Origin of the sequence: Streptomyces sp. NPDC001502, assembly GCF_042894785.1 — a bacterium.
GTDB lineage: Bacteria > Actinomycetota > Actinomycetes > Streptomycetales > Streptomycetaceae > Streptomyces > Streptomyces kutzneri.
The window spans coordinates 315357-340618 of sequence record NZ_JBIAVW010000009.1; the positions used below are offsets into that span (position 1 = coordinate 315357).

A 25262-nucleotide genomic window follows, 5' to 3' on the forward strand; every position below is an offset into this window, starting at 1 on the left:
TGTCTAACATCCGGGGTGACGGCGGGTCAACGTGCGGCGCCGCCGCGGGGGCTGCGCCCCCGAACCCCGCGCCTCGATCGCCGGCGAGGCTGAATCTGTGCCGGCGCGAGCTTGCAGGTCCGGGCGTGGCCAAACCGAGCCTCGCCGGCGATTGAGGCGCAGGTCCGGGCGGAGCCCGGGGTGCCGCCGGAGCCGGCGTTCGCAGTGACGGTCACGAAAGGACGCGGCATGAGCCAGTCGGTGGAGCGGGCGCTCCGGATCCTGCCGCTGCTCGCGAAGGGCCCCGCCGGCCTCGGCGAGGTCGCCGACGAGCTCGGCGTGCACAAGAGCACCGCGCTGCGCCTCCTGCGCACCCTGCACGAGCGCGGCTTCGTCTACCGCTGCCCCGACGGCCGCTACCGCCTCGGCGCACAGCTCTTCGCGCTCGCCGCCGAGGCCATCGAGAACCTGGACGTCCGGGAGATCGCGCACCCCCACCTCGTCGAGCTGAACCGGGCCACCGGGCACACCGTTCACCTCGCCCTCCACCAGGACGACGAGGTCGTGTACGTCGACAAGGTCGACAGCCGCTACCCGGTCCGCATGTACTCCCGCATCGGCAGGCCCGTGCCCCTCACGGTCGCCGCCGTTGCCAAGCTGCTCCTCGCCGACCTGCCCGAGGCCGAGCTCCGGGCCCTCGCCGGCCGGATCGAGTACCCGCGCTACACCGCCCGTTCGACCCCGGACGCGGCGGCCTTCCTGCGCGAGCTGGACCTCGTACGGGAGCAGGGCTGGGCGACCGATCTCGGCGGGCACGAGGAGTCCGTCAACTGCCTCGGGGCGCCGGTGCACGGGCCGGACGGGCGGGTCGTCGCCGCGCTGTCGGTGTCCGCGCCGGGTGTGGTCGTCTCCGCCGAGGGGCTGCTCGAACTGCTGCCGCAGGTGCTGCGTACCGCCGAAGCCATCAGCCAGGACTACTCAGGAGTACAGGAGAGCACGTGAGCGAGAAGAACGTGAGCGAGAAGAACGTGACTGAGAAGAACGTGACCGAGAAGAACGTGACCGAGAAGATCGCCATCACGCCCGGCACCCACACCGCCCCGCCCGCGAAGTTCTCGCACGGGGTGCGGAAGGGGAACATCCTCCAGGTCGCCGGCCAGGTCGGCTTCCTCCCGCACGTCGACGGGCAGCCGCCCACCCCCGCCGGGCCGACCCTGCGCGAGCAGACCCTCCAGACGCTGGAGAACGTCCGTTCCGTCCTGGAGGCCGGCGGTGCGGGCTGGGACGACGTGATGATGATCCGCGTCTACCTCACCGACACCGGGCACTTCGCCGAGATGAACGGCATCTACAACGCCTACTTCGAGGAGCAGGGCCTGAAGGAGGCCCCCGCCGCCCGCACCACCGTGTACGTGGGCCTGCCGGCCGGGCTGCTCATCGAGATCGACGCCCTCGCCGTGCTCGGCTGAGGCGGATCCCGGACATGCGGGCGGGGCGCCCCCCTGGCGGTGGGGCGCCCCCTTTCACACGGTCAGCCGGTCACGGCGTCGCGCAGTACTGGGCTTCCTTGCCGATCGAGCGGTACATGCAGTCCGCGTTCTCCAGCAGCTGGAGCACCGCGTCCTTGTTGCGCGCGGTCTCGCGGTCGATGACCTCGTCCGGCGGGTAGAAGCCGCCGCCGCCGCTCTCCGGGTACATCTCGAAGGTGTAGGAGAAGATCTTCTGGTTGCCCCACAGCCAGTCGTCGATCGTCCCGTCCGTGATGTACAGGTCGCTCGACTGCTCCGGCGTGTAGCCGTTGCTCGCCGCCATGCTGGTGCCGATCTTCTTGTAGACGGCGAGGTCGTCGGCGGTCAGGCCCGGGGCGGTGTCGTTGTAGGTCCAGCCGAAGGGCCACAGGACGAGCTCGCTGTAGGTGTGGAAGTCGATGGCGGCCTTGATCTGCTGCTTGCCGCCGACGACCCGGCTGCGGACGAAGTCCGCGACGACCTTCACCTCGGGCGCCGACTCGGCGGAGGCGCCCCGGTAGGTTTCGGAGCTCTTGCTGCTGCTGGAGCCGCCGCAGCAGCCGAACTTGTAGTTCCAGTTGCGGTTCTCGTCCGTGCCGACGTAGGAGGAGCCGGAGTTCGGCTGGCGGTTCTTGCGCCAGGAGCGGTAGGAGCCGGTGGCGATGTCGTACTCGCCGCCGTCGGGGTTGAGGTCCGGGATGATCCAGATCTCGCGGCCGTTGACCGCGCCCGTGACCCGGGAGTCGCTGCCGTACTTGGAGGTGAACTCCTTGAGCAGGTACAGCGCCATCTCGACGGTCAGGTGCTCACGGGCGTGCTGGTGGGCGGTGAAGAGCACCTCGGGCTCGGCCTCGTCCGTCGCGACGTTGTCGCTGATCTTGATGGCGAAGAGGTCCCGGCCCTGGTACGACTTGCCGATCACCTGCTTGCTCGCGATCGCGGGGTACTGCGCGACGAGCTGGTTGATCTCCGCCGTCGCCTCGGCGTAGTTGTGGTACTTCGAGTCCGCCGAGGGGAAGTCCATCGGGCTCGCCGCGATGCCGGGCAGCGAGCGGTCCGGGGGCCCGGGCAGGGCGGTCAGCTTGTAGCCGAGCGCCTTCAGCTTCTTGGCCTGCATGGTGTCGGCACTGACCACGACGGTGTGGTCGTCCACCTCGTCGATCGAGACGCCCGTACGGAGCAGGGCGGTGCGGTCGGTGGCGGTGGAGGGGCCGTGGATCCGGTACTGGACGATCGCCTCGTCCTGGGTGGCGGTCGAAGGGGTGGGCGGAGGGGAAGCCGTCGCGCTCATGCCGTAGGCGGGTGCGCCCAGCGCGAGCGCCAGCAGGGCCGCCGTGAGGGCGGCCCTCCGGCGGGTATGGAGCCGCATGCGTTCTCCTGGGTCGGGAGTGTGGGGGTAGCCGTGCGGACGCGCACAGCGTGCTCTCGTGGCATGTCCCGGTCAAGGACACGCTGTGCAGGCCGTACCGATCCGGCCACCCCTACACGTACCGCCTACGGGAGTCCGTGGACCTTGGGACCCACCGAGTTCGACCAAGCGCTACCCGCCTTGGCGTCCCAGTTGGTCGACCAGGTCATCGCGCCGCGCAGACCGGGGTAGGTCTTCGACGGCTTGAAGGAGCCGCAGTTCGTTCCCCTGGTCAGGCAGTCCAGGGCGTTGTTGACGATCGTCGGGGACACGTAGCCGCTGCCCGCGCCGCTGGGCGAGGCCGGGACGCCGATGCCCACCTGCGAGGGGTCGAGGCCGCCCTCCAGCTGGATGCAGGCGAGCGCGGTGAGGAAGTCCACCGAGCCCTGGGAGTAGACCTTGCCGTCGCAGCCGTTCATCGAGCCGCTGTTGTAGTACTGCATGTTGACGACGGTGAGGATGTCCTTGATGTTCAGCGCCGTCTTGAAGTAGCCGCCCTGCGTGGACTGCATGTCGATCGTCTGCGGGGCCATGGTGATGACGAGCGAGGAGCCGGCCTTTGATGACAGAGAGCGCAGGGCCTGCGTCATGTAGGTGGGGTTCAGGCCGTTCTCGAGGTCGATGTCGATCCCGGTGAACCCGTACTCCTGCATCAGGGCGTACGCGGAGTTCGCAAGGTTGTTCGCCGAGGTCGAGTCGTTGACCGTGATGGTCCCCTTCTCGCCGCCGACGGAGAGGACGACGGACTTGCCGGCCGCCTTCTTCGCGGCGATGTCGGCCTTGAACTGGGCGACCGTGTAGCCGCCGAGGCCGGCCGAGTCGAGGTTGAAGGTGATGGCGCCGGGCGTGGTGGTGGCGTCCGCGAAGGAGACGGCGATGATGTCGTACTGCGCCGAGACGTCGGAGATCTTCTGGACGGTCGCGCCGTTGTTGAAGTTCTGCCAGTAGCCGGTCAGCGCGTGCTTGGGGACACCCGGGCCGGGGCCCGGACCCGGATCGGTGCCGGTGGTGGTGCCGGTCACCGGGGCGGACTTCGGGCCCTCGCCCGCCGTGTTGTACGCGCTCACCTGGAAGGAGTACGAGGTCGAGGCCGCGAGCCCGGTGATCTGGGTCGAGGCGGCGCCGCCGGTCACGGTCTTGACGCGGACGCCGTCCTGATACACGTAGTAGCCGGTGGCCGAGCTGACCGCGTTCCACGAAAGGGTGAGGGCGCCCGCGCTCTGGCCGGAAACGGCCGTTCCGGCCGGTGCGCCGGGGACCGACGGGCCGGGGTCGGTGCCGCCTCCGCCGTCCGGGCCGAAGACGCTGAACTCGTCGACGACGTAGGCCGGCTGGCCGTACCAGCCGTGCGTGTAGACGGTGACCTGGGTGGTGCCGGGGCCGGTGGTGAAGGTGGTGGAGAGCTTCTGCCAGCCGGCGCCCGACCCGGGCGTCCAGGTGGAGACGTCCTGGGTGCCGGTCCCGGTCGCGCCGAGGTAGACGTAACTGCCCTGGACCTGCGTGCTCAGTGTGTAGGTCGAGTTCGGCTTGACCGTGACGGTCTGGCTGCAGCGGGCGTTGTCCTGGCCCGCCGGGGTGGCCTTCAGGGCGCCGGATCCGGCGTAGACCGGCGAGGAGACGGAGGCGCCCGTTCCGCCGGTGCAGGACCAGTTGGCGAGACCGGACTCGAAGCCGCCGTTGCGGGCGACGTTCACGTCGGCGGCCTGTGCGGTACCGGCGGCGAGGGCGGACAGGGCGCCCGCGGCCAGGGTGACGGCGATGGGGAGGGCGAGGGAGCGTATGCGGTTCACGTGGGCTCCGGTGGGGGGAGGAAGAGGGGTGTGGGGAGAGGCGGACCGAGTGGGGTGGGTCCGACTCAAGGCGTTGGCTGCCAAGTTGGTCCAGACCAATCCCCGTGTCAAGAGTCTTCGCGATGTGGCTTGAAATGGCCCGCTATGCGATCCCTGTTGTCCGGGTTTCCGCCACCTGTGACATGTGCTGGTAGCACGGGAATCTTCAAGGCCCTGCCCCGCCAGGGGCGACGCGGATATGGTGCTGGGGCAAGGGGGAGCGGGTCGATCGGATGCGGTCGCGCAGTGCGGGAGCGGACGCGAAAAGTCCGTATCGAATCCGCGTCGAGTCCGCGTCAGGTCCGTGCCGGGTCCGTGTCGAGCGCGCGTCGGGCACGTGAAGTGCCCGCGGCGTACGGGGCGTACGTGCGGGGTGTACGTGGGGGAACGGGGGAATGCGCGTGCCGACCGCCATCGCTGTCACCAGCGCCGATCTGGTACTTCCGGCCCCTGACCGGCACACACCCGGGGCCGCCTTACTGCACCCGCCCGAGCAGCTCGACCTGGAGTCCGCGCTCGCCGAGACGGGCGCCCTGCTGGAGCGGCACGGCCACCTCGTGGCCCTCGTACCGCCCTGGCTCCCCCGCTCCACCGTCCAGCGTCTGCACACCGTACGCGCCATCCTGGAAACCGACCGGATCGCGCTCCTCGGCATCGATCTGCCGCCGCTGGGAACGGCCCTGCTGGCCCGTCAGCTGCGCCAGCTCAGCGTCTGCGACTTCAGCCCCGGAATCATCGCCTCCGCGGCCCGGCTGCTGTCCCACTACATCTACGCGGGCGCCCTGCTGGGCTCGGTCGCCAAACTCGACCGGGTCCGGGTCCCGGTCGGACTGGGGGCGCACGCCAGGTCCTGGTCGCCGAGCGCGCAGTTCGCCGTCATGGCCCACCCGAAACCGCACCTGGCGAAACTGAGCGGCGGCGGATCCCAGGGCGGGGGCGCCCACGGCCCCCGCGGCGCGGTGCTGCCGGCCGGCCCCGAGTTCGCCACGCACCTCACCTTCGCCCGCGGCCAGCTCACCTCCGACTGGGTCACGGCCGAACTGGCCCCCGCCTGGCAGGTCCAGGGCGTCCTGGAGAACCCGCTGCCCGCCGCGTCCCCCGGCTGGTGGGGCACCCCGAAACTCGTCGAGTTCGCCGCCGGCATCCCGGACCTGTCCGTGCTCTACCAGCTCGTCGCCTCGGTCCGCCGGGAGGAGTGCCGCTGGTGCGGGCTCGAACTCATCGGCGACCGCTGCGGGTTCTGCGCGGCACCGCTCACCGCACCGCCGCCGCCCGCGAGCACCGCCCGTTCCAGACCCTGATCACTCGAACGCACGAATGAATGAAGAACGGCGAGGTAGGTAAGGCCCATGAACTCACGCCAGCGCCGCGGCGTCATCCTGCTGCTCCTGTCGGTCCTGTGCGCACTGGGGGCCTTCGCCGGAGTCCTCGTGGTGATCGGCGACGTCAACTCCAAGGTCGGCGCCGAGGTCGTCGCGTACCGGGCCAAGGGCGACATAGCCCCGTACAGCCCGCTGGCGGCCGGGCAGTTCGAGGAGGTCAGGATCCCCAAACGGTGGCTCTCCGACACCGCCGTCACCGACCTCGGCGCACTCAAGGACAAGATCGCCCTCACCACACTGAAGAAGGGCTCGCTGCTGCAGGCGGACATGTTCGTCGACCGGCCGCAGCTGCAGCCCGGTGAGCAGGAGATCGCCATCATGATCGACGCGGCCACGGGCGTGGCCGGGAAGATCACCTCCGGCGCCAAGGTCAACATCCTCGCCACCTTCAAGGGCGCCAAGGACACCGATCCCTCGCGATCGGTGATCATCGTCGCCAACGCCCGGGTCCTGGGCGTCGGCAAGCTCACCGCCCTGGACAAGGACAGCGACCGCAAGGGCCCCGCCGAGGCCGTTCCGATCACCTTCGCCCTGAGCACCAAGGACACCCAGCGCGTCGCGTACGCCGAGTCCTTCGCGGAGCACGTACGCCTGGCCCTGGTGGCCCCCGGCACCGATTCGGCGCCCGCCCCGGGCGACCGCACGTACACCCTCGACGGGGACAGGTGAGGCCCGGATGACCACCCGAATCCTCCCCGCGGTCGGCGACCCGGACGCCGCGCGCGCCATCGTGACACTGCTCAGCCAGCTCCCGGCCGCCGAGCCGGCCGCCCCCGTCCCCGACGCGACCACGCTCCTGGACACCCTCGCCCGGCTGGCCGCCGACTCCATCGACGAACTCCCCGAGGTCGTCCTCGTCCACGAGCGGATCGGCCCGGTGCCCGCCCTGGAGCTCATCCGGGAAGTCGCCCTGCGCTTCCCGGCGGTGGGCGTCGTCCTGATCTCCTCGGACGCCGGGCCGGGGCTCTTCTCCGCCGCCATGGACTCGGGCGCGCGCGGCCTGATCGGCCTCCCGCTCTCCTACGAGGAACTCGCCGCCCGCGTCCAGGCCGCCGCCCAGTGGTCCGTGGGCGTACGCCGCCACCTGGGCGGGGGCGCCGCCGCCGACGTGTTCACGGGCCCCGGCGGCCGGGTGGTCACCGTCACCGGAGCCAAGGGCGGCGTGGGCACCACCTTCACCGCCGTGCAGTTCGCGCTGGCCGCGGCCGCCTCGGGACGGCGTACCGCACTGGTCGACCTGGACCTCCAGGCGGGCGACGTGGGCTCGTACCTCGACGTGCAGTTCCGGCGCTCCATCGCCGACCTCGCCGGGATCCAGGACATCTCCCCGCGGGTCCTCCAGGACGCCGTCTACGACGACGCCTCGGGCCTCGCGCTGCTCCTCGCCCCGGCGGACGGGGAACGCGGCGAGGAGGTCGACGACCGGGCCGCCCGGCACATCGTCGGAGCCCTGCGCAGCCGCTACGAACTCGTCGTCGTCGACTGCGGCACCCAGGTCACCGGGGCCAACGCGGCGGCCGTGGAGATGGCGGACGTGGCGGTGCTGGTCACCACCCCGGACGTGGTCGCGGTACGGGCGGCCAAGCGCATGGTCCGGATGTGGGAACGGCTCCAGGTCCGCAAGGCGGAGGACACGGCGATGGTCGTCAACCGCTGGAGCAAGCACACCGAGATCCAGCCCGCCCTGATCGAGAAGATCACCAAGACCCGCGCCACCCGCACCCCGGTCCCGGCCGCGTTCAAGGAACTCCAGGCCGTGGTCGACGCGGGCCGCGTCCAGGACCTCGACAACCGCTCGACGGTCAAACAGGCCCTGTGGACCCTGGCCGGCGAACTCGGCCTCCTGTCCACCCCGGACCCCGCCCCGTCCGCCGCCACCGCCCCGGGCGCCTCGCTCGCGGTCCGCGCGACGGGCCCGGTGGCCCGCCTGCGCCGCGGCCGGGAGGGCTGAGGCATGCCCGCCCGCAGACCGGGGCGCGGGGACCGGGGCCAGGTGGCGATCGAGTTCGTGGGCACGGTGCCGCTGATCCTGCTGCTCGTGGCGGCGGTGTGGGAGTGCGTACTGATCGGGTACGCCTTCTCGCTGGCGGGCAACGCGGCGGACGAGGCGGCGCGGGCGGGGGCGGTGGCGAAGGGGGGAGATCGCGACGCCTGTAAGGCTGCCGCGGAGGAGCACATCTCGCCCGCGTGGGGCATGCGCGCGGACTGCGTTCCTTCGGGCGACATCTACAAGGCGACCGTGACGCTCAAGATTCCCGTCCTCTACCCCGGGCTCAACTTCGGCGAGATCACGGGCACGGCCGGTGCGGCGATGGAGAGGGAGTGACATGAACCGGAACCGGAAGTGGCGCTCCGACCGGGGCCAGGTGGCGATCGAGTACATCGGCTTCGTACCGATCCTGCTGTTCGTCGCCCTCTGCGGGATCCAGCTGGGCTGGGTGGCGTACGTCCACGAGCAGGCCGACACGGCAGCCCGTACGGCGGCTCGGGTGGAGGCCCGTAACGGCGAGGGCGGTGAGGCGGCGGGGGCGGCGGCCGTCCGAACCGGCCTCGGAGCGAAGGTCAAGATTTCCAAGACCGCGGATGCCGTGACCGCAGTGGCGACGATAGAGATCAACTCCATCGTCCCAGGACTCGACCTGGACGACGCCGTGGCCACGGCGGTCATGCCCAACGACGACCCGAAGGTGACCGGACCATGAGCCTGCGTTCCCGGGTCAACACCCCCGACGACCGCCACAGCCCGCGCGAGGACGGACGCCTCGTCTCCTCCTACCGCGCCAAGCTGCTGGAGGAGATCGACCTCGCCGAGATGTCCGCGCTCGCGCCCGCCGAGCGCCGGGCGCGCCTGGAACGCGTACTCGGCCACATCATCAGCCGCGAAGGCCCCGTCCTCTCCACGGTCGAACGCGCCCAGCTGATCCGCCGCGTCGTCGACGAGGCCCTCGGGCTCGGCGTGCTCGAACCGCTCCTCGAAGACGCCTCGATCTCCGAAATCATGGTCAACGGCCCCGACCACATCTACGTGGAACGCGCCGGCCGGGTCGAACAGCTCCCCATCCGCTTCGCCTCGCACGAGCAGCTGATGCAGACCATCGAACGCATCGTCTCCACCGTCAACCGGCGGGTGGACGAGGCCAACCCGATGGTCGACGCGCGGCTCCCCAGCGGCGAGCGCGTCAACGTCATCATTCCGCCGCTCTCCCTGACCGGCGCCACCCTCACCATCCGCCGCTTCCCGCGTGCCTTCACCCTGCACGAGATGATCGCCCTCGGCTCGCTCGACGAGCAGATGCTGCTCCTGCTCTCCGGCCTCGTCGCGGCGAAGATGAACGTGATCGTCTCCGGAGCCACCGGCACCGGCAAGACCACCCTCCTCAACGCCCTCTCCGGCCTGATCCCGGAGGGCGAACGCATCATCACCATCGAGGACTCGGCCGAACTCCAGCTCCAGCAGGCCCACGTCATCCGCCTCGAATCCCGCCCCGCGAACGTGGAGGGCAAGGGCCAGATCACCATCCGCGACCTGGTCCGCAACTCCCTGCGCATGCGCCCCGACCGCATCATCGTCGGCGAGGTCCGCGGCGGCGAGACCCTCGACATGCTCCAGGCGATGTCCACCGGCCACGACGGCTCCCTGGCCACCGTCCACGCCAACAGCTCCTCGGACGCCCTGATGCGCCTGCAGACCCTCGCCTCCATGTCGGAGGTCGAGATCCCCTTCGAGGCCCTGCAGGACCAGATCAACAGTGCGGTGAACGTCATCGTCCAGCTCACCCGCTTCGGCGACGGCTCGCGCCGCATCACCGAGATCTCCGTCCTCGAATCGCACGGCCGCGAGCCCTTCCGGATCACCACGGTCTGCCGCTTCGGGGCCCAGCCGATGGGGGCGGACGGCCGCGTCCGCGGCTACTTCGAGTACTACCCGCTGCCCCGCAGGATCGCCGAACGCCTCTACATGAACAACCAGCCCATCCCGCAGGCCTTCGGCGTCGCGCCGGAAGACCCCCTGACCGCCCGCATCACCCGGACCGCCCTGTGAACCCACTCGTCCTCGCCACCCTCGGCGCCACGCTGCTCGCCTGCGTACTGGTCGTCGCCGGCCTCCAGGCGTACATGGCCGGCCGCGCCCAGCGCGCCGCCCTCATCGAACGCCTCTCGGCGAGTGGTGTCCCGGAGCCCGTCGGCCGGCGCCGCCGCTTCCCGACGGTAGACCGGCGGCTGCGCAAGACGAAGCTCGGCCGCCGGATCGAGCTGAAGCTGGCGACCACCGGCCTGGACCTCACCCCCGGCGAGTTCTTCGTCTACATGCTGGGTTCGATCGCGGGGGTCTGGCTCATCGCCTCCTCCCTCCTCGCACCGTTCTTCGGCCCGGTGGCGGGTGCCATCGGCATCTGGGCGGCGAACGCCTTCCTCAACTGGCAGCGGGCGCGCCGTACGGAACGGTTCATCAACCAACTCCCGGACCTGGCCCGCATCCTCGCCAACGCCACCCAGGCCGGACTGGCCCTGCGTACGGCCATCGGCATCGCCGCCGAGGAGCTGGAGGCACCGGCCGGCGAGGAGCTGGCGCGCGTCGCCGACCGCCTCGCCGTCGGCCACTCGATCGACGACTCCCTCGGCGAACTCACCGAGCGCCTGCCCTCCCGCGAACTGGTCGTCCTCGTCTCCACGCTCGTCCTGTCCGCCCGCGCGGGCGGCGCGATCGTGGACAGCCTGCGCAACCTCACGGTGACGCTGGAGCAGCGCAAGGAGACCCGCAGGGAGATCCGTACGCAGCTCTCCCAGGTGACGGTGACGGCGTACCTGGTCCCCGCCATCGGCCTCGGGTCCCTGCTGATGGTCGACCTGATGATGCCGGGCGCGCTGGACCGGATGACGGGCGCGTTCATCGGCCAGACGGCCGTACTCATCGCCCTCGGCCTCTTCGCCCTGGGGTTCATCCTCATCCGCCGCCTGTCGAAGATCGACGTGTGAGGGGGCGGACGGGACGATGATCGGACTCCTTCTCGCACTGGCCGTGGCCCTGTCGGTCCTCGGCGCGTTCCACGGCATCCGCCTCTACCGCGCGGACGTGAAGCTGCCCACGGACCTCGCGCTCGCCCTGGAGGTCGGTGCCACCCGTACGACGGCCGTCGGCTCCCTGGTGGACCGGATGGGCATCCGCTGGGCCCCGGCGGTGCTGCGCCTGATGGGGCCGGCGCGCGTGGCCCGCAAGCGCCGCCAGATCGACATGGCGGGCAACCCGGCAGGCCTCACGATCGACCGCTACGCGGCCCGGCGGGCGGTGTACGGGGCCCTGGGCGCCCTCGGCGCCTTCTCGATGCTGATCAACGGTCAGCTGGTCGCCGCACTCCTCATGGTGGCCTTCGGCCTGTTCTGGATCGAGGCCGGCCTGTGGTCGGCGATCCGGGTCCGCCGCGACCACATCGAACGCACCCTGCCGGACTTCCTGGACGTGCTCGCGGTCGTCGTCAGCGCCGGGCTGGGCTTCCGGCAGGCGCTGGAGCGGGTGGCGGACAAGTACGAAGGCCCCTGGGCCGACGAAATCCGCATCACACTGCAGCAGATGAACATGGGCGTCAGCCGCCGCCAGGCCTTCGACGAACTGCGCCGCCGCAATGACAGCGAACAGGTCGCGCAGTTCGTGACGGCCCTGCAGCAGGGCGAGGAGCTCGGCTCGCCGATCGTCGAAACCCTGATCGCGATCGCCGAGGACATGCGCCGCACGGATGCCCAGAACGCCCGCCGCCGCGCGGCCCGGGCCGTCCCCAAGGCGACGTTCGCCGTGACCATGTTCATGCTGCCGGGCACGCTGATCCTGCTCGTCTGCGGTTTCGTGTACGGCGCGAACGTCGACTTCGACGCGCTGTTCGGGGGTGGCTGAGCCATGGCCCGGCTGAGCGTGCTCATCGCGGACGGCAACCCGGTCATCCGGGCGGGCCTGGCGGCCATCCTGTGCACGGCCGAGGACCTCGACGTCATCGCCCAGGCGGCGGACGGCCGCGAAGCCCTGAGCCTGACCCGCCGGCACGCCCCGGACGTGATCCTGCTGGACGTCCGGATGCCGGGCGTGGACGGGATCTCCGCGCTGCCGCACCTGGTGCGGCTGGCTCCCGTACTGATGCTGACGTACAGCAGGGAAGCCGAAATCATCTGCGAGGCCCTGTCGTTGGGCGCCGGCGGCTATCTCGTACACGGCGAGTTCACGACGGACGACCTGCGGAGGGCGGTACGCGACGTCCCGCTGGGCCGCCCCCACTTCACGCCGACGGCGGCGAGCGCACTGCTCGCGGAGCTCCGGGCCTCTTCGCATCCGCAACGAGTTGTGGCACAGTCTTCTGAGCGGATGCACAACTCTGTTGTCTTCGGGCTGAGTTCCCGGGAGGTGGAGATCATGGATCTGATCGCGTCCGGGATGAGCAACCAGCGGATCGCGGCGGCCTGCTTCATCAGCGAGAAGACGGTCAAGAACCACATCAACCGCATCTTCGCGAAGCTCCAGAGCGCCACGCGCAGCGAGGCGATAGCCCGCTGGCTGGGAACCGCCCGTCCAGGAGTGACCGGTCATGGGTAGACAGAGTGCGCAGTGGGTCCGTAATTGGGCCCCGGGACCCTTGGTGACGACTGGTGACTCGCCGTACCGTCCGCAGATCGACACCGGTACCGGCCCGGGAGGGAACCCCCATGTCACAGAACACGCTGCTGAAGGCCGCCGTGGAGGCACGGATCAGGGTGAACGGCTGGACGGACTCGGCCGTGACGAGACTCCGCAAGCGCCACGCGAACCCCGACCGCGGCCAGACCGCCTTCGAATACCTGGGCATCATCTTGGTGGTCGTGGTGATCGTTGGAGCGATCGTCGGTTCTGGGGTGGGATCGGAGATCACGAAGCGGATCAAGCAGGCGGTGACGGATATCAAAGCCGGCTAGTGGATACGAGGGGGAATCATGGGCGTGACCGGGGGCAGGCGTTTCCCATCTACGTAGTCGTCGTGGCGGGTTTGCTCTTCGCCGCGCTCGCCTTCTTCGTCATCGGTCAGGCGTCAGTCAGGCGAAGCGACGCCCAGGGGGCCGCGGACGCTGCCGCCTTGGCTGCTGGGCGTGAGGCCAGGGACGCGGTACTGCTCGGTCTCGACCTCGCCGCATTGAAGCCTGCGGACTGGCAGAAGATCGTCGATGGGGTCTTTTTCAAGGCTGGTGGAGCCTGCGCGGCGGCGGAAGCCTTCGCGGCGAAGAACGATGCAAAGGCGACAGGCTGTGATCCCTCCCGCCTCCCGAGGTTCACCGTCACGGTGGAGACGAACGGGACAGTCGGAGAGTCAGTGATTCCTGAGACCGGCAGCATGCATAGCACCGCAACAGCCACGGCCTTGATCGAGCCTAAGTGTCGACTTGGCGCGGTTGCCACCCCGACTCCCACTCCCACCTCGACGGCCGGGGCCGAGTCGCCGGCCCCTACGCCTACTCCGCCAACGGTGAACTTCACGTGCAATGGGGAGCCGGTCGAACTGGATCCGTCGAAGCCAGGCTCGCTCAGTGCATTGACCAAAAAACTGTTCAGTGTGCGACTCGTCGGCTGACAAGGAACGAGAGACAAGGAAGCGTTCATAGATGAGCATTCGGCGCGTGGTGAAGGTCCGTGGGGGAATGGCCGTTGCATGTGCGGCGGTCATGGCCCTCACGCTGGCCGGCTGCGGTGGCGACGGAGACAGCAACAAGCCGAAGGAGCCGCAGAAGTCCTCGACGCTGCAGTCTCAAGGATCTGGATCTCAGAACCCGGCGCCGAGTGCTAACCAGGGCTCAGAGCCAACCGAGGTCATCGCCACGCTGAACGGACAGACCGGGATGACCCTGCTGATCAACTCCGCGCGTCGCGATCCCGGCGGCTTCCTCACCGTGACCGGGCAGATCAAGAACACGGGTAGTCAGTCGTACAAGGACACCGTTGCTTGGCGTGGGATCGAGCTCAAGGGGACTGGAGAGTCGGTCGCCGGTGCAACACTGGTCGACAAGGTCGGCAAGAAGCGCTACTACGTGCTTCGAGACACGGAGTCCAGGTGCTTGTGCACAACCGGGGTCTCCAGCGTCGATGCCGGTCAAGTGATCCCCTTCTTTGCCCAGTTCCCAGCACCGCCGGCTTCTACCAACGAGGTGGAATTCAGCCTCCCGACCTTCGCCACGGCCGCTGTCAAAATCTCTGGGTGACCCCATGACTACACGCCATCAAGTAGCTGCAACTGTCATAGTGTCTGCACTCGTTGTCGCTGGAGGGCACCTCATCGGCGCCACTGCCGCCTACGCCGACGACGTCAAGCCGTCCGTACCCCCCGGCACCGAGCCATCCGCCTCCGCACCCGTGCAGATCGACTCCAACGCCCCCGGGCTCAAGATCCCGCAGGGTGGGACGCTCGCCCCCATCAAGGTGCTGGACATCGCCGAGGTCGTCGAGGATCTCGGTGGGGAGCAGCGGCGGCAGGAGACCAATCAGACCGTCATGATGGCGCTGCAGTCGGAGGTGTTGTTCCCGGAGAACAGTGCCGTGTTCAACGCGCAGGCCGCCGCCCGGATCCAGGCCATCGCCAACGAGATCAACACGCAGAAAGCCACCCGCATCCGCGTCTTCGGGTTCACCGACGACCAGGGCAGCTACGAGCACGGCAAGGAGCTGTCCAAGCAGCGCGCCGATGCCGTGCAGGCCGAGCTGGCCAAGACCGTCACCGATCCGAACGTCGTCTTCGACGTCCGCGGCTACAGCGAGGACTACCCGATCGCCGACAACAGCACGGAGGAAGGCCGCAAGAAGAACCGCCGCGTCGAGATCACCTTCCCCCGCAGTACCGGCGGTGGCTGAGGGGCCGACGGCTTCCCGGTGTCCGGGTAGCGCCGGGCCGCACCTCGTGTGCGTAGATCTCCGCGCAGGGACGCAAGGCCGTGCTCTCGGGCGGCTGGGCGTCTGCGCGTCACCGTGACAGACGGACCGATGACGCAGTCCCTCGGTCGGTGGAGCCGTTGCCGCGGGTGTATCCCGGCCCGGGCGTCGCTCGTCGTCGCCGGCGACCGGAGGTACAGCTGCCGTACGACCCCCTCGACCGTGGTTCCTCCGGCCCGGTCCGGCAGCCGGTGCTGAGCCCGACGAGCATCGCGAGGGAGGCTGGCACGCAGGAGGCCGGCGGTGGAGGCGGCGGCGGGAGGCTTCCACGATCGTTCCGAGGGCGAGCGACTGGGCCAGTACGCACAGGACGAGCTCGGTGACGAAGGGCCATGTCCCGGGCCGGCCGTCCCCGGGGGCCATGTCATGGGCCAGTCCCGCCAAGAGGGACAGCGGGAACGCGCACAGGGCGGGCAGTACCCGTACGAGGCCAGGGTCCGACGCGAACAGCGTGACGGCCGTCGCGATGGCCACGGCGACGCCGACGAGACCAGGTAGATCACCAAAGCACGAGCGGTCATCGGGTTCCCCCCGGGGTGTGTGGACTCCCTCCATGGTCGGGAGCGCCCGGGGTCTTGTCGTGAGTGCCCGTACCCAGGATGTGCACAGTGCGGTGCGTGAGGTCCGGCCCCTCCCCTGTGGGGGCCGGACCCGTGCGCATCAGCCGAACTGGCCCGGCTGGTAGTCGCCCGCCGGCTGCTGGACGATCACGTTCATCCGGTTGTACGCGTTGATCAGGGCGATGAGGGTGACCAGCGCGGCCAGCTGGTCCTCGTCGTAGTGCTTGGCGGCGTCGGCCCACGCCTCGTCCGTGACGCCGCCGGCCGCGTCGGCGATGCGGGTGCCCTGCTCGGTCAGTTCCAGGGCCGCACGCTCGGCGTCGGTGAACGCCTTCGCTTCGCGCCAGGCCGCGACCAGGTTCAGCCGCAGCGGATCCTCGCCGGCGTGCGAGGCGTCCTTGAAGTGCATGTCGGTGCAGAATCCGCAGCCGTTGATCTGGCTGGCGCGGAGCTTCACGAGCTCCTGTGTGGCGTGCGGCAGGGTCGAGTCCGAGATGACCTTGCCCGCGGAGTTGATGTACCGGGCGAACTTGGTCGCGACCGCGTTGCCGAAGAGGTTGAGACGCGCTTCCATCGTGATCTCCTTGCCATGTCGACGGTTACACAGCTTTGACGGAATGCGCGGCCCGGATGTGACAGCCCCACGGGACACGATGGTGTGACCTGTATCACACATCCAGGAGGAGCTCCGCGATCTCCCGGGCCCGGTGGGCCGGCTCCGGGCCGGGGGTGAGGGCGGCCACCGCCGTCGCCCCTTCGGTCAGGATCAGGAGCCGGTCGGCGAGGGCGGGATCGGCGGTCAGGTCGGTCAGCAGGGCGTGGAGTTCCGCCTTGTGGGTGCGGATGATCTCCGGGGCCGCCGCCCCCAGTTCCCCGTACGCGTTGAGGAACGCGCAGCCCCGGAAGTCGGGCTCGGTGAACCAGTCCGCCAGCCAGTCGAAGACCGCGAGCACGCGCGCACGCGGCTGCGCCGGGGCGAGGGCCGCGGTGCGCAGGGAGTCCAGCCAGCGCCGGTCGCGGCGTTCCAGGTAGGCCGTGACCAGGGACTCCTTCGCCGGGAAAACGCGGTAGAGGCGCTTGAGGGGGACCCCGGAGGCGGTGCGGATGCGGTCCATGCCGACGGCCTGGATGCCGTGCCGGTAGAACAGCTCCTCCGCCGCGTCCAGCAGTCGGGTCCGTGCCTCTTCATCGTCCATGAGGGCAGGGTAGCCCGTTTCCCCTTGCGGTGAGAACGCTCGTTCTCGTACGGTGAGTGGCGAGGAGAACGTCCGTTCTCACCCTTCTCCCCTCCGGAGGATCCGTCGTGACACGTCCGCCCCTGCCGCCCTTCACCGAAGAGTCCGCCCGCGCGAAGGTCCAGGCCGCCGAGGACGCCTGGAACAGCCGCGACCCCGAGCGCGTCGCCCTCGCCTATACGGAGGACTCGGTCTGGCGCAACCGCGACCGCTTCCTCACCGGCCGCGCCGAGATCCGCGCATTCCTCGCCGACAAGTGGGAGCGCGAGCTCGACTACCGGCTCCGCAAGGAGCTGTGGGCCTTCACCGGCAACCGCATCTCCGTCCGCTTCGAGTACGAGTGGCACGACGCCGCCGGCCAGTGGTTCCGCAGCCACGGCAACGAGCAGTGGGAGTTCGACGACGACGGCCTGATGAGGCGGCGCGAGGCGAGCATCAACGACGTCCCGATCGCCGCCGAGGACCGCCGCCTCCCTGCCGCTTCGGGAAGTGGCACGGGGAGGTGACGGTGATGCAGGGGTCCGGCCCGGTCGCCCTCGCCCTCCTTGTCAGGCCAAGGCCCTACGCCTCGTGGTGGGCCTGGGTGATGAGGTCCGTCGCGACCTCCAGTGCCGCCAGGCGGGTCTCCTCCGGGTTGCCCTCGACGTGCTGGAGGAACATCATCCCGGCGTGCAGCGTGAACAGCGCGCTGACGCAGCGGACCTGGTCCGTCAGCGGGCCGTCCTGCGTGCGGAGCAGTTCCACCAGCGTGAAGAGGCGTTTCTTGACCGTCTCGCCGATGGTGAGCTCGCGCGTCGTCGCCTGGTTCTCCTGCATGAAGCGGTACAGCACGGCGCCGCCCGCCATCGCCTCGCTGTAGCGGCGCAGCACCTCGCGCTTGGTCTCCAGGGTGCGCGGCTGGCCCTCGGCCCACGTGATCAGCTCGTCGATGGGCCGCGTCAGGTCCTCGAAGATGCTGATGATGATGTCTTCCTTGGTCTTGAAGTGGTAGTACAGCGCCGCCTTCGTGACCTCCAGCCGCTCCGCGATCTCGCGCAGCGACGTCTTCTCGTACCCCTGCTCGGCGAAGAGCTCCAGTGCGACGTCCTGGATGCGCTGACGCGTGTCGCCACGGCGTCGCTGCGGACTGCTGCTGGACATGGCTCTCCCCAATTACTTACTTGACGCCCGGCTAGTTGCGGGTCTACCGTCCCCATTGTAGTGAACTAGCCGGGCGGCAAGTAAGTGCCGGTGCGGGTCGTAGTGCGAGCGGTAGGGCCAGGGGAGTGGACATGGTGGACAAAGTCAAGCCTGCGGGGACTTCGGAGGAGGTGAAGCCGCGCAGCGTACGGGTCGTCCTCATGGCACTCATGATCGCGATGCTGCTGGCGATGCTCGACAACATGATCATCGGCACCGCGATGCCGACGATCGTCGGCGAGCTCGGCGGCCTGGAGCACCTGTCATGGGTGGTCACCGCCTACACGCTGGCCACCGCGGCCTCCACTCCCATCTGGGGCAAGATCGGCGACATGTACGGGCGGAAGGGTGCCTTCCTCACCTCGATCGTCATCTTCCTGATCGGCTCCGTGCTCAGCGGCATGGCCCAGGACATGGGCCAGCTGATCGGCTTCCGCGCGATCCAGGGCCTCGGTGCCGGTGGTCTGATGGTCGGCGTCATGGCGATCATCGGCGACTTGATCCCGCCCCGTGAGCGCGGCAAGTACCAGGGCATGATGGCCGGCGTGATGGCCCTCGCCATGATCGGCGGCCCGCTGGTCGGCGGCACCATCACCGACCACTGGGGCTGGCGCTGGTCCTTCTACATCAACCTGCCGCTCGGCGCGGTCGCGCTGGCCATGGTCACCGCCGTGCTGCACCTGCCCAAGAAGCGTTCGCAGGGCAAGATCGACTACCTCGGCGCCGCGCTGCTGACCGTCGCCATCACCTCCACCGTCCTCGTGACGACTTGGGGCGGCACCGAGTACGCGTGGGGCTCCGTCGAGATCCTCGCCCTCATCGTGGTCGGCGTCCTGTCGACCGCCGCGTTCCTCTACGCGGAGACCAAGGCCGCCGAGCCGGTCATGCCGCTGCACATCTTCCGCAGCCGCAACTTCACCCTCATGTCGGTGATCGGCTTCCTCGTCGGCTTCGCGATGTTCGGCGGCGTGCTCTACCTCCCGCTGTTCCAGCAGTCGGTGCAGGGCGCCTCCGCCACCAACTCGGGCCTGCTGCTCCTGCCCATGCTGCTCTCGATGATGGTCGTCTCGCTGATCGCGGGCCGCGTCACCACCAGCAGCGGCAAGTACAAGATCTTCCCGATCGCCGGCGGCGCGCTCATGGTCGTCGGGATGTTCCTGCTCGCGACCATGGACACCGGCACCACCCGCCTCGTGTCGGGCCTCTACATGGCCGTCCTCGGCGCCGGTCTCGGCTTCCTGATGCAGATCACCATGCTGGTCGCGCAGAACAGCGTCGAGATGAAGGACATGGGCGTCGCCTCCTCCTCGGCGACCCTCTTCCGTACGCTCGGCGGTTCCTTCGGCGTGGCCCTGATGGGATCCCTCTTCACCACCCGGGTCACGGACACCATGGCCGAGCGCCTGGGCCCGGAGGCCGCCGCAGCCGCGGGCTCCGCCCAGCTGGACGCCGCGAGCCTGGCCAAGCTACCCGAAGCGGTACGCGACGCCTATCAGCACGCGGTGGCCGCCGGTACGCACTCCGCGTTCCTGCTCGGCGCGGCCATCGCCGTACTGGGCTTCGCGGCGGCCTGGTTCGTCAAGGAGGTCCCCCTCCGCGGTGCGGGCCCGGCTGCCCCGCCCGCCACCGCGGACGACGACAAGGCGGCCCCGGCCGCGCAGGAGTCGCTCGCGCACTGACCGGGTACGCACCGCACCGGCATCAGCGCCGGCATCAGCGCCGCCAGGGAGGCGGCACCACCGGGACGACCGGGGGTGCCGCCTCCCGGCCTGTCCGGGCCCGGCTACCGGGGGTCGTCCGTCTCCCAGGGGTAGGTGAAGGCGCCGGGTCGCAGGCCCCACGCGGCGAGCACGACGAGCAGACCGGCCTCGTCCGCCGCGTCCGCGGACGCGACGAGGACCGCGCCGATGTCGTGGTCGAAGCCGTCGAGGCGATCGCCGTCGTACTCCCAGTGCTCCAGGCGGAAGCGGCGGTCCGGGTCGCCGCGCACCCAGCCCTCGTCCCGCGCCCGGTGGTCGGCCCGGCTCCGGGCGGGGGCGATGTCCACGAACGCCCGCCGCTCGGGGCGGGAGGCAGGGACTTCCGTCACCAGTCTGCGGCCCAGGCGGAGCGTGGCCAGTTTGTCCCGAGGCCAGTCGGGTCCGTCATGCATGCGCCCCGTTTTCGTCCGGCCCGCCGTCCCGCGTGCCGGTGAACCACCTTCGCTGTGACGGGACTTGGCGCCCGGCGGCGCGGAGTCCGGGGATCGGCCCGTTTCGGGCGGGTTCGCGCGGGCAGGTATGCAACTCCATGGAGGACTAAAGTCCCATCGGTCCCAACCGTCCCATAACAGGGAATTTATGGGCTATTTGGCTGGAACTCCTCGGCGGCGGTGAACGTCCTGATCCACAGAACGCTCACAAAGCGGATGGGGAGGGGACAGTTCATGAGTTTCTTGGCGCGCGCGAACAAGAAGGGCGTCCGGGCCGGTGCCGCCGTCGTGGCTTCGGCCGCCGCCGTGGCGGCGACCGTGTGGGGCGTGGCGGCCCTGGTCGGACCGGACGGAACCGCCGCCTCCCAGCAGAACGTGGCCCGGCCCGGCGCCGGTGACAACTCCGGCCGTGGCGACGACGGCCGGCCCGGGCAGCAGCCGCAGGGGATACCCGAGGGCATAGCCCACGCGTCCGAGAGCGGCGGCAACGCCGTCAACATCACCATCGACGACGGCCCGGACCCCCGCTGGACCCCGAAGGTGCTGGACGTACTCCGGCAGCACGACGTCAAGGCGACCTTCTGCATGGTCGGGCCGCAGGCCAAGGCCCACCCCGACCTGGTGAAGAGGGTGGTCGCGGCCGGACACCGGCTCTGCGACCACACCATGAGCCACGACACGGCCATGGACAAGAAGTCCGTCGCCTACCAGGAGCAGCAGATCCTGGAGGCGAAGAAGCTGATCGAGGAAGCCGCGGGCAGCGGCGCGAAGGTCGAGTACTACCGGGCCCCCGGCGGCGCGTTCACCCCCGACAGCCGGCGCATCGCCGCCGCGCACGGCATGCGGCCGCTCGGCTGGAACGTCGACACCAAGGACTTCGACAAGCCGGGTACGGCCGCCATCGTGAGCGCCGTCAAACGCGAGATCGGCAACGGTCCGACGGTGCTCTTCCACGACGGCGGCGGCAACCGCGCCCAGACCGTCGACGCCCTCGACCAGGTGCTGACCTGGCTGAAGGAGCAGGGCCGGCCCACCGGGTTCCCCGTCCGCACCGCCCCGGACACCCCCGCCCCCGCAGGCGCCCCCAACGCGCCCGGCGCGCCCGGCGCCTCCTGACACGCCGTCCGCCGCGCGAACGGGTGACGGTCGACGACGCGGACCCGCCCGCGTTGTTCCCTGGTCGGGCACGGACGAACGTACGCCCGACCAGGAGGCTCCTGTGGCCATCGCCCCCGCCAGACTGTCCGACCCGGTGGTCGGCGCCCTCGTCGCCGCCGTCAACGCACACGACAAGGACGCCTTCCTCGCGGTCCTGACCGCCGACGCGACCATGTCCGACGACGGCTCCGACCGCGATCTGCACGACTGGATCGACCGCGAGATCTTCGACTCGGGCGGCCACATGGACGTCCAGTCCGAGTCCGACGGCGGCCGCACCCTCCTCGTCACCTACCGCAACGACACCTGGGGCGAGATGCGCACCACCTGGCGCTTCGTGATCGCCCCCGGCGGCGGCCGGATCAGCCGCTTCGAGACCGGTCAGGCCTGAACGGACCCCTTGGCGGCTTCCCGGGCGGGCTTCAGTTCCCGCGCCACGCCCAGCACCGCCGCCGTCAGGCGGTCGTTCTCCGGGGCGCGCCCGCCCGGGAAGGCGTAGCGGCGGCGCGTGTAGCCGTACGCGATCCCCGTGACCGGATCGGCGAAGCCCTGGGCGCCCGCGGCGCCGGAGTGTCCGAAGGCCCCGGGGCCCACCGCGGGCTGCTGCGCGAAGCCGAGCCCGAAGTGGTCCGGCTCCGCGGTCACCGCGTCCTGGCCCGGTGTGTGCAGCCGCGCGAACTCGGCGGCCGTGTCCGGCGCCAGCAGCGGAGCCCGGCCGTCCACCACGCCGATGGCCGCCGCGTACAGGCCCGCGACCCCGCGCGCCGAGCCGACGCCTCCCGCCGAGGCCGGGCCGAGCGCCCGGGTCTTCGGGTGGTTGGCGTGGGCGACCGGGTCCATCGGCGGCTCGCGGTGCGCGTTGAAGGCGACCGCCAGCAGCCTCGGCGGCGGCCCGGCCGCCTCCCGCGCCGCCCGCTGCCCGGGCGTCGGCAGCATCTCCAGCACCGGCTTCCACCGGCCCTCCTGGGAGGCCGGCAGGCCCATGTAGAGGTCCAGCCCGTACGGGGCGCGCACGCGCTCCTCGTACAGCTCCTGGATCGACCTGCCGGTCGCCCGCCGGACCACCTCGCCGGTCAGCGCGCCGATCACGAAGGCGTGGTAGCCGTAGGCCTCGCCCGGCACCCAGAACGGCTTCTGCGCGGCCAGCCGGGCCGCGATCAGCGCGTCGTCCGCGATCTCGTCGTAGTCGAAGCCCTCGTCCGTGCCGATCAGCCCCGACCGGTGGGCCAGCAGCTGGCGCAGCGTCAGCCGCTCCTTGCCGTCCCCGGTGAACTCCGGCCAGTACGAGGACACCAGGCGCTCCAGGTCCAGTACGCCGTCCTGCACGAGCAGCGCCACCACCAGGTGCGCCGCGCCCTTGGTGATGGAGAAGACCCCGCTGACGGTGTCCCCGTCGGTGTCCTCGCCCGCCCACAGGTCGACCACGCGCCGGCCCCGGTGGTGCACCACGAGCTGGGCCTCGGGGGAGTGCGGCTCGGCCGCCACGAAGGCCGCGAACTCCTCCCGCACCGGCTCCCAGCCCGCCACCACCGTGCCGCCCACGCCACCGCACACGCCACCGCCCACGCCGCCGCTCGCGTACTCGCCCACCGGATCCCCCGTCGATCGTCGCATCGTCATATCTCCTGACCCGGAACGGGAGTTGATCACCGGGTATTCCGCGGCGACCGGAACCGGGCACTCCCGTACGGGTGAAAGCGCGCCCGGCGTCGTTCCGGCCCGCCGGAGGGCCCCGTTGGTCCGGGCATGAAGCGCACCCGCATCGCCGCTCTCGCCCTCGCCACCGCCTCCGCGGCCCTCGCGCCCCTCCTGGGCCAGGCCGCCACCGCCGCGGAGGGAACGGCGTACCTCCAGGACCCGGCAGGCGGCGAGAAGACCATGAAGTCGATGTGGACCAAGGACGAGATGCACAAGGTGGAGGCGCAGTTCCGCTTCCATCCCGGGGTTCAGTACAGGACGGTCACCCGCCCCGGCTCCTCGGGCGCGCCGGACTACGAGCGCAAGGTCGCCGACCCCAAGACCCTGGCGTGGCTGCCCGGGTACGAGTTCGCCTGGTCGGTGTCGGATTCGACGGTGGTGAAGAAGGCGGTGACGGTGAAGGAGGGCGAGCACCCGATCGTCGTGCACGCCGTACTGCGCTCCGCCGACCGGGCCAAGGTCGCGGAAGTGCGCAAGGAGCTGACCGGGAAGCCGCCGACCGGGCGGGAGAAGGTCGCGGGCGACAAGCGGATCGCGTGCGACACCGGGGAGTACACGGTGGAGTGGTCGGTCACGCGCTCGGGCTACGGAACGCTGGCGGGGACGCTGCGCTGGAACTCCGGCTGCGAGCAGTACCGGACGGCGTTCGCCGCGGACCACGGGCAGCAGCGCTGAGGGTCCGGGTGGAGGCCGGCCGCCCCGTGCACCTTGTGGGTGCTCGTCGGGCGACTGGGCCGAGGCCTTGGATCAAGTGCCGTAGTGGCCATGGTGCCGCACGGGGTGGTCTGCGGCATGGGTCGAAGGTCCCGTGTCGAGGAACTTCTCAGTGCTTCTTGGAGGCCTGGGCGGCCTGTCCGGCGATGTCCTCCAGCACGCCCTTCGGGCTGCCGGCCGGTTCCACGGCGCGTCCGATGTTGCGCTTGATGGTGTCGCTGACCGTCAGCCAGGCCGGGTCGTTGACCGGGTAGAGCTGGGCGCCGCGCAGCGCGTTCAGGAACTGCGTGTCGTTCTTGTCCAGGCCGCCCCCGGCCGGGGTGCGCGAGGCCGTGACGGTGGACGGCAGCAGGTGGTACCGGTCCGCGAAGTCCGACAGGTTCTTGTCCTGGTAGATGAACTCCAGGAACTTGCCGATCTCCGCGCGCTTGCCGTTCTGCTTGAAGGCCATCATCCAGTCGGCGACACCGACGGTGGGCGGCGGCACCCCGGTGCCGAGGTTGTCCGAGACGGGCATCGAGGTGGTCGAGACACCGATGCCCTTGGTGCGCGCCTCGTGGGCGAGCGAGGGATACCCGTTGACCATGCCGACCTCGCCGCGCAGGAAGGCCGCGAAGGCGTCGGCGCGGTTCAGCTGGGACGGCGGGGTCGGGCCGGTGAGCCCGGGAGCGACCATCTCCTGCTTGACCCAGGCCCAGGTCGCGATGTTCTGCTCGGAGGCCAGGCTGTAGTTGCCGCTGCTGTCGGCGTAGCCGCCGCCGTTGCTGAGCTCCCAGATCAGCGCCTCGGCGTGCGCCTCCTCCGGGCCGAGCGGCAGGGCGTAGGGGTACTTCACTCCCTTGTCCTTGAGCGCCTTGGCGTCGGCCTTGAGGTCGGACCAGGTCTTGGGGGGCTCCTTGATGCCGGCCTTGGCGAAGAGCGCCTCGTTGTAGAAGAGGAGACGGCTGCTCGCCACGAAGGGCAGGCCGTAGAGGGTGTTGCCGACGGAGCCCGCGTCGGCGAGCGGCTGGAGGAAATTCGCCTCGGCGGTGACCGAGAGGAGTTCGTCCGCGGGATACAGCTTCCCCTGGGCCGCGAAGTCCGAGTAAGACCCCATCAGCGCCACATCCGGCGCCTTGCCGGCCTTGACCATACGGGAGACCTCGCGGTCGATGTCGGCCCACGGCAGGAGCTTGACGTCGAGCTTGATTCCGGGGTTCGCCTCGTTGAAATCGGCCGCCATCTTCTCCCAGTAGGGCTTGGAACTGGTGGCCGGGCTGTCGCCGTATTCGGCGGCGACCAGATGCAGCGTACCGCTGTCACCTGCATCGTCTCCGGACCCACCGCATCCGGCCAGTGGTATCAGCAGACCGAGCACGGCCGTGGTGGCGGTCGTGCCGGAAATTCTTCGTCGCACGGGTGTATTCCCCTGATTTTCTTTTGGATCCCGTTATTACTTATGAGTTGCTCCGGGCTGGGGTGTCCCTCGATGGCCCGTTGGCCGGAATTC

The 25262-nt window shown here is 70.1% G+C and carries 28 protein-coding genes and 1 pseudogene; 20 read left to right on the plus strand and 9 right to left on the minus strand.

Annotation, left to right across the window (positions count from 1 at the left end; all coding sequences use genetic code 11):
* Positions 1-228 precede the first annotated feature (228 nt).
* On the plus strand, positions 229-981 hold the full coding sequence (locus ACFY0D_RS18680) for an IclR family transcriptional regulator (RefSeq protein ID WP_390799286.1): 753 nt from the start codon (positions 229-231) through the stop codon (positions 979-981).
* Positions 982-1037: 56 nt separating this feature from the next.
* Positions 1038-1448, plus strand: a complete 411-nt coding sequence (locus ACFY0D_RS18685; RefSeq protein ID WP_390799352.1) for a RidA family protein — start codon at positions 1038-1040, stop codon at positions 1446-1448.
* A 70-nt stretch (positions 1449-1518) separates the two neighbouring features.
* Here the strand turns inward: ACFY0D_RS18685 and ACFY0D_RS18690 are convergent, their stop codons facing one another.
* Complete coding sequence (locus tag ACFY0D_RS18690) at positions 1519-2856, minus strand: M14 family metallopeptidase (RefSeq protein ID WP_390799287.1); 1338 nt, start codon at positions 2854-2856, stop codon at positions 1519-1521.
* A 125-nt stretch (positions 2857-2981) separates the two neighbouring features.
* A complete protein-coding gene (locus tag ACFY0D_RS18695) occupies positions 2982-4685 on the minus strand; it encodes a chitinase (protein ID WP_390799288.1) in 1704 nt (567 codons plus the stop codon).
* Positions 4686-5119: 434 nt separating this feature from the next.
* Between ACFY0D_RS18695 and ACFY0D_RS18700 the strand changes: the two genes are divergently transcribed.
* From ACFY0D_RS18700 to ACFY0D_RS18760, 13 genes are all read left to right on the plus strand, one after another.
* Complete coding sequence (locus ACFY0D_RS18700; RefSeq protein WP_382547759.1) at positions 5120-6025, plus strand: hypothetical protein; 906 nt, start codon at positions 5120-5122, stop codon at positions 6023-6025.
* Between the two features lie 48 nt (positions 6026-6073).
* Complete coding sequence (gene cpaB, locus ACFY0D_RS18705; protein ID WP_329099344.1) at positions 6074-6775, plus strand: Flp pilus assembly protein CpaB; 702 nt, start codon at positions 6074-6076, stop codon at positions 6773-6775.
* A 7-nt stretch (positions 6776-6782) separates the two neighbouring features.
* The gene (locus ACFY0D_RS18710) at positions 6783-8057 is read left to right on the plus strand and encodes a CpaE family protein (protein ID WP_390799289.1); all 1275 of its coding nucleotides are present in this window, start codon (positions 6783-6785) and stop codon (positions 8055-8057) included.
* Between the two features lie 3 nt (positions 8058-8060).
* Positions 8061-8432: a TadE/TadG family type IV pilus assembly protein gene (locus ACFY0D_RS18715; RefSeq protein ID WP_390799290.1), complete on the plus strand. Its 372-nt coding sequence runs from the start codon at positions 8061-8063 to the stop codon at positions 8430-8432.
* 1 nt (position 8433) lies between these two features.
* Positions 8434-8808, plus strand: a complete 375-nt coding sequence (locus tag ACFY0D_RS18720; protein WP_390799291.1) for a TadE/TadG family type IV pilus assembly protein — start codon at positions 8434-8436, stop codon at positions 8806-8808.
* Positions 8805-10148, plus strand: a complete 1344-nt coding sequence (locus ACFY0D_RS18725) for a CpaF family protein (RefSeq protein WP_301366960.1) — start codon at positions 8805-8807, stop codon at positions 10146-10148. Before ACFY0D_RS18720 ends, ACFY0D_RS18725 begins: the two co-directional genes overlap by 4 nt.
* A complete protein-coding gene (locus ACFY0D_RS18730) occupies positions 10145-11083 on the plus strand; it encodes a type II secretion system F family protein (protein ID WP_390799292.1) in 939 nt (312 codons plus the stop codon). The genes ACFY0D_RS18725 and ACFY0D_RS18730 overlap by 4 nt, the downstream gene beginning before the upstream one ends.
* Before the next feature lie 19 nt (positions 11084-11102).
* Complete coding sequence (locus ACFY0D_RS18735) at positions 11103-11993, plus strand: DUF5936 domain-containing protein (protein WP_301374512.1); 891 nt, start codon at positions 11103-11105, stop codon at positions 11991-11993.
* Between the two features lie 3 nt (positions 11994-11996).
* Positions 11997-12683: a response regulator gene (locus ACFY0D_RS18740; protein WP_390799293.1), complete on the plus strand. Its 687-nt coding sequence runs from the start codon at positions 11997-11999 to the stop codon at positions 12681-12683.
* A gap of 110 nt (positions 12684-12793) precedes the next feature.
* Entirely contained in the window at positions 12794-13039 is a 246-nt protein-coding gene (locus ACFY0D_RS18745) for a hypothetical protein (RefSeq protein ID WP_390799294.1), read from the plus strand.
* On the plus strand, positions 13039-13689 hold the full coding sequence (locus ACFY0D_RS18750) for a pilus assembly protein TadG-related protein (protein ID WP_390799295.1): 651 nt from the start codon (positions 13039-13041) through the stop codon (positions 13687-13689). Before ACFY0D_RS18745 ends, ACFY0D_RS18750 begins: the two co-directional genes overlap by 1 nt.
* Before the next feature lie 31 nt (positions 13690-13720).
* Positions 13721-14314, plus strand: coding sequence for a hypothetical protein (locus ACFY0D_RS18755; RefSeq protein WP_390799296.1), 594 nt, complete (start codon positions 13721-13723; stop codon positions 14312-14314).
* Positions 14315-14318: 4 nt separating this feature from the next.
* Positions 14319-14960 (plus strand): OmpA family protein, encoded by a 642-nt coding sequence (locus tag ACFY0D_RS18760; RefSeq protein ID WP_390799297.1) that lies wholly within the window; start codon positions 14319-14321, stop codon positions 14958-14960.
* Positions 14961-15305: 345 nt separating this feature from the next.
* Here the strand turns inward: ACFY0D_RS18760 and ACFY0D_RS18765 are convergent.
* From ACFY0D_RS18765 to ACFY0D_RS18775, 3 genes and pseudogenes are all read right to left on the minus strand, one after another.
* Positions 15306-15593: pseudogene (locus tag ACFY0D_RS18765) on the minus strand (SCO4225 family membrane protein); the annotation flags it as partial.
* A 105-nt stretch (positions 15594-15698) separates the two neighbouring features.
* On the minus strand, positions 15699-16172 hold the full coding sequence (locus tag ACFY0D_RS18770) for a carboxymuconolactone decarboxylase family protein (RefSeq protein WP_390799298.1): 474 nt from the start codon (positions 16170-16172) through the stop codon (positions 15699-15701).
* A gap of 94 nt (positions 16173-16266) precedes the next feature.
* Entirely contained in the window at positions 16267-16794 is a 528-nt protein-coding gene (locus ACFY0D_RS18775) for a TetR/AcrR family transcriptional regulator (protein WP_390799299.1), read from the minus strand.
* Between the two features lie 107 nt (positions 16795-16901).
* On the opposite strand from ACFY0D_RS18775, the gene ACFY0D_RS18780 reads away from it, so the two are divergent.
* Positions 16902-17339 carry a DUF1348 family protein gene (locus ACFY0D_RS18780; RefSeq protein ID WP_390799300.1) on the plus strand — a complete coding sequence of 146 codons (438 nt, stop codon included), beginning with the start codon at positions 16902-16904 and terminating at the stop codon, positions 17337-17339.
* Between the two features lie 55 nt (positions 17340-17394).
* On the opposite strand, the gene ACFY0D_RS18785 is transcribed toward ACFY0D_RS18780, so the two are convergent.
* Entirely contained in the window at positions 17395-17973 is a 579-nt protein-coding gene (locus ACFY0D_RS18785; RefSeq protein ID WP_351159803.1) for a helix-turn-helix domain-containing protein, read from the minus strand.
* 131 nt (positions 17974-18104) lie between these two features.
* Here ACFY0D_RS18785 and ACFY0D_RS18790 point away from each other — a divergent pair, with 131 nt between their 5' ends.
* Positions 18105-19691 carry an MDR family MFS transporter gene (locus tag ACFY0D_RS18790; protein ID WP_390799301.1) on the plus strand — a complete coding sequence of 529 codons (1587 nt, stop codon included), beginning with the start codon at positions 18105-18107 and terminating at the stop codon, positions 19689-19691.
* 104 nt (positions 19692-19795) lie between these two features.
* On the opposite strand, the gene ACFY0D_RS18795 is transcribed toward ACFY0D_RS18790, so the two are convergent.
* On the minus strand, positions 19796-20164 hold the full coding sequence (locus ACFY0D_RS18795) for a hypothetical protein (protein WP_390799302.1): 369 nt from the start codon (positions 20162-20164) through the stop codon (positions 19796-19798).
* A gap of 273 nt (positions 20165-20437) precedes the next feature.
* Between ACFY0D_RS18795 and ACFY0D_RS18800 the strand changes: the two genes are divergently transcribed.
* Both ACFY0D_RS18800 and ACFY0D_RS18805 read left to right on the plus strand, forming a co-directional pair.
* Positions 20438-21319 carry a polysaccharide deacetylase family protein gene (locus ACFY0D_RS18800; protein WP_390799303.1) on the plus strand — a complete coding sequence of 294 codons (882 nt, stop codon included), beginning with the start codon at positions 20438-20440 and terminating at the stop codon, positions 21317-21319.
* A 103-nt stretch (positions 21320-21422) separates the two neighbouring features.
* Positions 21423-21752 carry a nuclear transport factor 2 family protein gene (locus tag ACFY0D_RS18805; RefSeq protein ID WP_202199948.1) on the plus strand — a complete coding sequence of 110 codons (330 nt, stop codon included), beginning with the start codon at positions 21423-21425 and terminating at the stop codon, positions 21750-21752.
* On the opposite strand, the gene ACFY0D_RS18810 is transcribed toward ACFY0D_RS18805, so the two are convergent.
* Positions 21743-22975: a serine hydrolase domain-containing protein gene (locus ACFY0D_RS18810; protein WP_390799304.1), complete on the minus strand. Its 1233-nt coding sequence runs from the start codon at positions 22973-22975 to the stop codon at positions 21743-21745. The two genes, ACFY0D_RS18805 and ACFY0D_RS18810, sit on opposite strands and share 10 nt — an antisense overlap.
* A gap of 132 nt (positions 22976-23107) precedes the next feature.
* Between ACFY0D_RS18810 and ACFY0D_RS18815 the strand changes: the two genes are divergently transcribed.
* Positions 23108-23734 (plus strand): hypothetical protein, encoded by a 627-nt coding sequence (locus ACFY0D_RS18815; protein WP_390799305.1) that lies wholly within the window; start codon positions 23108-23110, stop codon positions 23732-23734.
* A 148-nt stretch (positions 23735-23882) separates the two neighbouring features.
* Here the strand turns inward: ACFY0D_RS18815 and ACFY0D_RS18820 are convergent, their stop codons facing one another.
* Positions 23883-25169, minus strand: a complete 1287-nt coding sequence (locus ACFY0D_RS18820; protein ID WP_390799306.1) for an extracellular solute-binding protein — start codon at positions 25167-25169, stop codon at positions 23883-23885.
* Positions 25170-25262 lie beyond the last annotated feature (93 nt).

Bases quoted from the DNA above. Each gene is read 5' to 3' on its own strand.
- ACFY0D_RS18680 (WP_390799286.1), top strand. From the start codon at position 229: ATGAGCCAGTCGGTGGAGCGGGCGCTCCGGATCCTGCCGCTGCTCGCG.
- ACFY0D_RS18690 (WP_390799287.1), bottom strand. From the start codon at position 2,856: ATGCGGCTCCATACCCGCCGGAGGGCCGCCCTCACGGCGGCCCTGCTG.
- ACFY0D_RS18700 (WP_382547759.1), top strand. From the start codon at position 5,120: ATGCGCGTGCCGACCGCCATCGCTGTCACCAGCGCCGATCTGGTACTT.
- cpaB (WP_329099344.1), top strand. From the start codon at position 6,074: ATGAACTCACGCCAGCGCCGCGGCGTCATCCTGCTGCTCCTGTCGGTC.
- ACFY0D_RS18710 (WP_390799289.1), top strand. From the start codon at position 6,783: ATGACCACCCGAATCCTCCCCGCGGTCGGCGACCCGGACGCCGCGCGC.
- ACFY0D_RS18715 (WP_390799290.1), top strand. From the start codon at position 8,061: ATGCCCGCCCGCAGACCGGGGCGCGGGGACCGGGGCCAGGTGGCGATC.
- ACFY0D_RS18720 (WP_390799291.1), top strand. From the start codon at position 8,434: ATGAACCGGAACCGGAAGTGGCGCTCCGACCGGGGCCAGGTGGCGATC.
- ACFY0D_RS18725 (WP_301366960.1), top strand. From the start codon at position 8,805: ATGAGCCTGCGTTCCCGGGTCAACACCCCCGACGACCGCCACAGCCCG.
- ACFY0D_RS18740 (WP_390799293.1), top strand. From the start codon at position 11,997: ATGGCCCGGCTGAGCGTGCTCATCGCGGACGGCAACCCGGTCATCCGG.
- ACFY0D_RS18745 (WP_390799294.1), top strand. From the start codon at position 12,794: ATGTCACAGAACACGCTGCTGAAGGCCGCCGTGGAGGCACGGATCAGG.
- ACFY0D_RS18755 (WP_390799296.1), top strand. From the start codon at position 13,721: ATGAGCATTCGGCGCGTGGTGAAGGTCCGTGGGGGAATGGCCGTTGCA.
- ACFY0D_RS18760 (WP_390799297.1), top strand. From the start codon at position 14,319: ATGACTACACGCCATCAAGTAGCTGCAACTGTCATAGTGTCTGCACTC.
- ACFY0D_RS18770 (WP_390799298.1), bottom strand. From the start codon at position 16,172: ATGGAAGCGCGTCTCAACCTCTTCGGCAACGCGGTCGCGACCAAGTTC.
- ACFY0D_RS18775 (WP_390799299.1), bottom strand. From the start codon at position 16,794: ATGGACGATGAAGAGGCACGGACCCGACTGCTGGACGCGGCGGAGGAG.
- ACFY0D_RS18785 (WP_351159803.1), bottom strand. From the start codon at position 17,973: ATGTCCAGCAGCAGTCCGCAGCGACGCCGTGGCGACACGCGTCAGCGC.
- ACFY0D_RS18790 (WP_390799301.1), top strand. From the start codon at position 18,105: ATGGTGGACAAAGTCAAGCCTGCGGGGACTTCGGAGGAGGTGAAGCCG.
- ACFY0D_RS18795 (WP_390799302.1), bottom strand. From the start codon at position 20,164: ATGCATGACGGACCCGACTGGCCTCGGGACAAACTGGCCACGCTCCGC.
- ACFY0D_RS18800 (WP_390799303.1), top strand. From the start codon at position 20,438: ATGAGTTTCTTGGCGCGCGCGAACAAGAAGGGCGTCCGGGCCGGTGCC.
- ACFY0D_RS18810 (WP_390799304.1), bottom strand. From the start codon at position 22,975: ATGCGACGATCGACGGGGGATCCGGTGGGCGAGTACGCGAGCGGCGGC.
- ACFY0D_RS18815 (WP_390799305.1), top strand. From the start codon at position 23,108: ATGAAGCGCACCCGCATCGCCGCTCTCGCCCTCGCCACCGCCTCCGCG.